The organism is Psychroflexus sp. MES1-P1E (genome assembly GCF_002836055.1).
Classification (GTDB): Bacteria; Bacteroidota; Bacteroidia; order Flavobacteriales; family Flavobacteriaceae; genus Psychroflexus.
Genome location: NZ_PJBS01000139.1, coordinates 1 through 5790 on the forward strand (window position 1 = coordinate 1; position 5790 = coordinate 5790).

Sequence of the window (5790 nt, forward strand, 5' to 3'; positions counted from 1 at the left end):
TATCTCCTTAAGAAAGTCTGTGATACTTTTTTATTAATCATTTGGTTTAAGCTTTTATTATTCAAAATTTATTTAGAATTTTGAATAATAATATTAACCCGAATAACTATTCCGCACAATTTATGAAAAAACTATTGCTGCTTTTTATCATTTTAAGTCTTGGCGCTTGTAAGAATACCGAAAAACCAATCAATACTTCAGAAACTAAATTTGGGCCTATTTCCGATAGTGCCATGGTGGTTTCGGCCAGAGAAGAATCTTCGAGTATTGGACTAGAAATTCTAAAAAAGGGAGGTAATGCCTTTGATGCGATGATGGCTACCGAGATGGCCCTAGCGGTTTCTTATCCTTTTGCTGGAAATTTAGGAGGAGGAGGATTTATGGTTTACCGAAAAGCTAACGGAGAAACGGGATCTTTAGATTATCGTGAAAAGGCACCTCTGGCATCTTCAAAAACAATGTATCTGGATGAAGAGGGTAATGTTATTTCTGAAAAAAGCAAGTTGGGAGGTCTTGCAGTAGGCGTGCCTGGTACTGTGGCGGGAATTTTTGCTGTTCACGAAAAAATGGGCTCTATGTCTGTAGGAGAAATCTTAAAACCGGTAATTGCGTTAGCAAAACGAGGATTTGTCGTGACCGAGAAGCAAAGTAAAACACTGGCTAATTACCGGGATTTGTTTCTTAAGGAAAATAAGGATACCATTTTATTTGCCAAACCCTATAAAAAAGGTGATACAATTAAAAATGTACAATTGGCCAAGACTTTGGAACGTATAGTTGCACATGGAAGGGAGGAATTTTATAGTCGAGAAACAGGTAAAATTATGATTGAATACCTGAAAGAAAAAAATGGGATTATGAGCATGGAAGATTTACGAAGATATCAAACCCACTGGCGTGATCCCATCGAGATAAAATATAATGATCTTAGCATAATTTCTATGCCGCCACCTTCAAGTGGTGGAATTGTACTGGGTCAAATCTTAAAAATGCTGGAATCGTATTCCATAAAAGAATTTGGTCATAATTCTATAGAAAGTATTCAGTTGCTAATCGAAGCCGAAAGGAGAGCCTATGCAGACAGGAGTTTCTACTTGGGAGATCCAGATTTTGTAGATATTCCTGTTGATACTCTTTTAAGCGAAGCCTATCTTTCTGGCAGAATGGACGATTTTAGTTTTGATAAAGCAACATCTTCTTCAAGCATAAGCTATGGAGAAATTCCAGGCTACGAAAGCGATGAGACTACCCATTATTCTATAGTAGATAAATTTGGAAATGCAATAGCGGTGACTACTACCTTAAATGGCGCTTATGGTTCTAAAATGTATATAGAAGAACTTGGCTTTTTTCTCAATAATGAAATGAACGATTTCAGCTCTAAACCTGGGGTGCCAAATATGTTTGGACTTATTGGTGCTGAGGCAAATTCTATAGCACCTGGTAAAAGAATGTTAAGCTCTATGACACCGACAATCGTAGAGAAAAAAGGAAAATTATATATGACGCTGGGCTCTCCCGGAGGCTCTACTATTATTACATCTGTTTTGCAAACCATTCTTAATGTGGAAGCCTTTGGAATGAGTATGCAAGAAGCGGTAGATGCTCCTCGTTTTCACCACCAGTGGTTGCCAGATGAGGTACTTTTTGAGCCAAATTCTTTTGATGCCGCAATCTTGGATTCTTTAAAGCGAAAAGGCTTCAATATTGATGAAGGGGAATCTAGGATTATTGGGAAGGTAGATGCTATAAGAGTATTACCCGATAATCGATTAGAAGGAGGAGCTGATAGACGAGGGGATGATTCTGCGAAAGGATACTGATTAAAAATACTAAAAGGAGAGTTAAATAGCAGTCTTTAAATCGTTATTAATCTATTGAGGCAGTGAAATATTTTAAATTTGCCGAAAAAATTATAATGAAAAATTATTTGTTAATCTGCTTTCTTTTTTTGGGAAATTTTGTTTTTTCACAAGAATCAAAAATTAGTGGAACGGTATTAGACAATCTATCACAACCCATGCCTGGAGTATCTATAGAGATTAAAGGAACTAATAAGGGTACTATAACAAATTTTGATGGAGAATATGATGTTAAAGCTTCTCTTGGACAAACCCTAGTTTTTACATTTATGGGATTCGATCCCCGTGAAGTAGTCATAGATCGGACCCTCATAGATATACAGATGGTCGCTGGGACAATGTTGGGGGAAGTAGTCTTGATTGGTTCCCGTAGCCCTAGCCGAACCGTCATAGAATCAGCTGTGCCAGTAGATGTTCTCGATATTAAGGAGATTTCAACAGCTGTGCCTCAGGTGAATCTCAATCAGATGCTTAATTATGTGGCCCCTTCATTTACTTCTAATACCCAAACTATTGCAGATGGTACAGATCATATTGATCCAGCATCTTTAAGAGGACTTGGACCAGATCAGGTTTTAGTACTTATCAATGGCAAAAGAAGGCATAACTCCTCTTTAATAAATGTGAATGGTTCATTTGGCCGTGGAAGTGTCGGTACAGACCTTAATGCAATCCCCGTTGTGGCCATACAAAGAATTGAAGTTTTAAGAGATGGTGCTGCAGCACAATATGGATCTGATGCAATTGCGGGAGTAATCAATATTATATTGAATGAAACAGTTGGAGAACTGGACCTAAATATAACTTCGGGAGCAAATTTTTCTAAAAATGCAAATAAGCAAACCGGTGGTATAGACGGAGAAACCATAAACGTTGCTGCCAGTTATGGAATAGGCCTGGGAGATAAAGGTGGGTTTATAAACTTTTCTGGGGATTTTGATTATCGCGAACCTTTTAATCGCATGGCAGAATGGGAAGGCTCTATTTTTAATGCGTATAATGCCATAGAGCGTGTAGGATTGAGCAATGGAATTGATATTTCAAATTTAAGCAATAGCCAAATTCAGCAATTAGGACAGCAAGTTTCTTATTTCGACTCCAATTTTAAAAATGAGATCGCTTCCGCAAATGATAGGTCGGCTTTGCAGGATTTACTTGGTATGGATGTAACCGAATCTGAACTGAATGCACGAGGGCAAAAACGTAGTGATTATAACATGAGAGTAGGACAATCCGCCCTTCGTGGGGGACGTTTTTTCGCTAATCTTTCCCTACCAATCGATGATGCGGGGACAGAACTTTATTCTTTTGCAGGAATTAGCTCTAGAAGAGGGGAATCTGCAGGTTTCTACAGATTACCAAATCAAAGTAAAAAAACGTATACACCGGTTTATATCAACGGATTTCTTCCACGAATTAATTCAAAAATAAAAGATCAATCTTTAGCAGTTGGTATTAAAGGTATAGTGGGTGATTGGAATATAGACTTTAGCAATACCTACGGGCAAAATCGGTTTGACTATTTAATTTCAAATACTTCCAATGCCTCTTTAGAAGGTGCATCACCGACAAGTTTTGATGCTGGCGGATTTTCTTTCGCCCAAAACACGACGAATCTAGATATTTCTCAATATTTTGTAGATGTCTATAAAGGTCTTAACGTCGCTTTTGGTGCAGAACATCGTTTGGAGAAATACGATATTGTTGCAGGGGAAAGAGCTTCTTACGAGCAGTATACAGAAAATGGTGATGTAATAAACAATGCCACTCAAATTCCAGCACAGGATTTCTTCGGAAATGAAAGAAGAGGAGGTTCTCAGGTATTTCCAGGGTTTAGTCCAGAGAACGAAATTTCACGGGAACGTACTAGTATAGCTGGTTATTTTGATGTGGAAGTCGACTTTACAGATAAATTTCTATTGGCCTTTGCCACGAGATTTGAGAACTATTCAGATTTTGGATCTACTGTTAATTTCAAGTTAGCTTCACGTTATAAACTCAGTGAAAATGTAAATATTAGGGGTTCCGTCAATACTGGTTTCAGGGCGCCATCTTTACACCAGTTAAATTTCAATTCAACCTCTACCATTTTTAACGATGAAGGGGAACCCGTACAAGTGGGCACATTTTCAAACGATAGCCGCACAGCAAAATTACTTGGTATTCCAAAGTTGAAAGAAGAAACTTCTAGTAGTTTGAGTGTAGGACTCACCGCAAAAATTCCCGATGCCAATCTTTCTTTCACCGTAGATGGTTATTTTGTTGCTATAGACGACAGGGTGGTTTATACTGGGCAATTTAGAGGACCGGGAACGGGTACAGAATTAGATCAATTGCTTTCTCAAGCCAATGCAACAGCGGCTGCCTTTTTTGCCAATGCCATAAATACCGAATCTAAAGGTATAGATGCGGTGATTACCCATAATTCTTTTTTTGGTAAAAATCTTCGGTTAAAATCAGAACTTGCTGCCACTTTTTCTAAGACAAAACAAGTTGGCGATATTCTGGCTTCTCCCGAATTAGAGCGGGCCGATTTGGTAGACACTTATTTTCCTGAAGATAGCCGCATTTATTTAGAAGAGGCAGTGCCGAGAACAAAGGTTAATTTAAGCAATAGCCTTGCTGCTGGAAAATTCAATTTTTTCCTTAGAAATGTTTACTTCGGGAAAGTGACAGAAGCATCATCAGACCCCTTGAGGCAACAGGAATTTAATGGGAAAGTAATTACCGACCTGTCTGTAAGTTTTAAAGCAACAGAAGCCTTAACGCTAACCATTGGATCAAATAATATTTTCGATATTTATCCTGAGGCAGCAGATCCTGCTTTTGGAAATCGGAGTAGTGGAAGATTCGATTGGTCCCGAAGTGCCCAACAATTTGGTTTTTCTGGACGGTTTTTATTTGCAAGGGTAAGTATAAACCTGAAATAGTATCATTAAAAATTAAAAGTAGCTGTTTAAAAACGTAATATAAATCGATAATTGAAGCAGATCTAAAAGTTATTTTTAAAGGCTTAAAAGTTCTGTAACTTCAGTGATCATTAGACTTCTAACTCGTTTTAAACAGCTACTTTTTATTGAAAAAACCAAGAAAACACTAACAAAATGATCATTTAAATACCTTGAGAATTCCGTAAAATTTTTCGCTTTTCAGAATTGTTTAAAGAGGCATTTTAAGCTGGAAGATAGGCGATTATAACACAAAGGTTTTGGCCTTAAGTTTTAGAATTCTGTAAGTTTAGCAGCTGATTTCGATAAAGAGGCGAAATCTCATAAAGAGCTTTCCAACCTTGATTTCGAATTTATAGAAATTAGCACGCTGACGCCAAGTCTAAAACTTAGAAATGAAAAAACAACTTTTAGACTGAAGAAAAACCAAACTATTATGTCTACCATGGATTCCCTTATTAATACCAGTGAGCTTTCTTTAACCTTAGATGTTTACGAAAATTCATGAATCTTGGGGCAAGTGTGACCCATAAGGTTGCCATCTTTAGAATCTCTCCCTTTATTATTGGTGCGATGGCTTTAGAAATGAAATCTGTTTTAACCATCGCATGGATAACCTCTGATTTTCTGACTAGCGGAACATTCATAACTTTAATCCTGGTTTTTTTATAGGCAAAAGGAACAGCTACAGCTGCTTCAATTTCTATAGTATTCGGGTTGGTGTTTTCTAGTTATAATTTCATGGCAGCTTTTGGCGATACTATGCTCGTTGCATGTGAAATGACCTGGGTTTCACAAGCCATAATCGGCATTTCCATTTCACTGATTTTATACGTAGGCTTTAGTTTTATGATTAAAAAAGATCTGGGAAAAAGTGAATATCTTGAACAAGACGTACTTTTAGTATCAAATTAAATTTATGATGTCGTAAAGATAAATTGATAATACCAAATTAAATTTATAATGTCGTATAAATAAAT

The 5790-nt window shown here is 37.1% G+C and carries 2 protein-coding genes; both read left to right on the forward strand.

Annotation, left to right across the window (positions count from 1 at the left end):
- Positions 1–122 precede the first annotated feature (122 nt).
- Complete coding sequence (gene ggt / locus CXF67_RS03905) at positions 123–1823, forward strand: gamma-glutamyltransferase (RefSeq protein ID WP_102087548.1); 1701 nt, start codon at positions 123–125, stop codon at positions 1821–1823.
- A gap of 95 nt (positions 1824–1918) precedes the next feature.
- Complete coding sequence (locus CXF67_RS03910; RefSeq protein ID WP_102087547.1) at positions 1919–4792, forward strand: TonB-dependent receptor; 2874 nt, start codon at positions 1919–1921, stop codon at positions 4790–4792.
- Positions 4793–5790: the final 998 nt, after the last annotated feature.

Excerpts from the sequence above, each read along its gene's own strand:
- ggt (WP_102087548.1), top strand. The coding sequence starts at position 123 with ATGAAAAAACTATTGCTGCTTTTTATCATTTTAAGTCTTGGCGCTTGT.
- CXF67_RS03910 (WP_102087547.1), top strand. The coding sequence starts at position 1,919 with ATGAAAAATTATTTGTTAATCTGCTTTCTTTTTTTGGGAAATTTTGTT.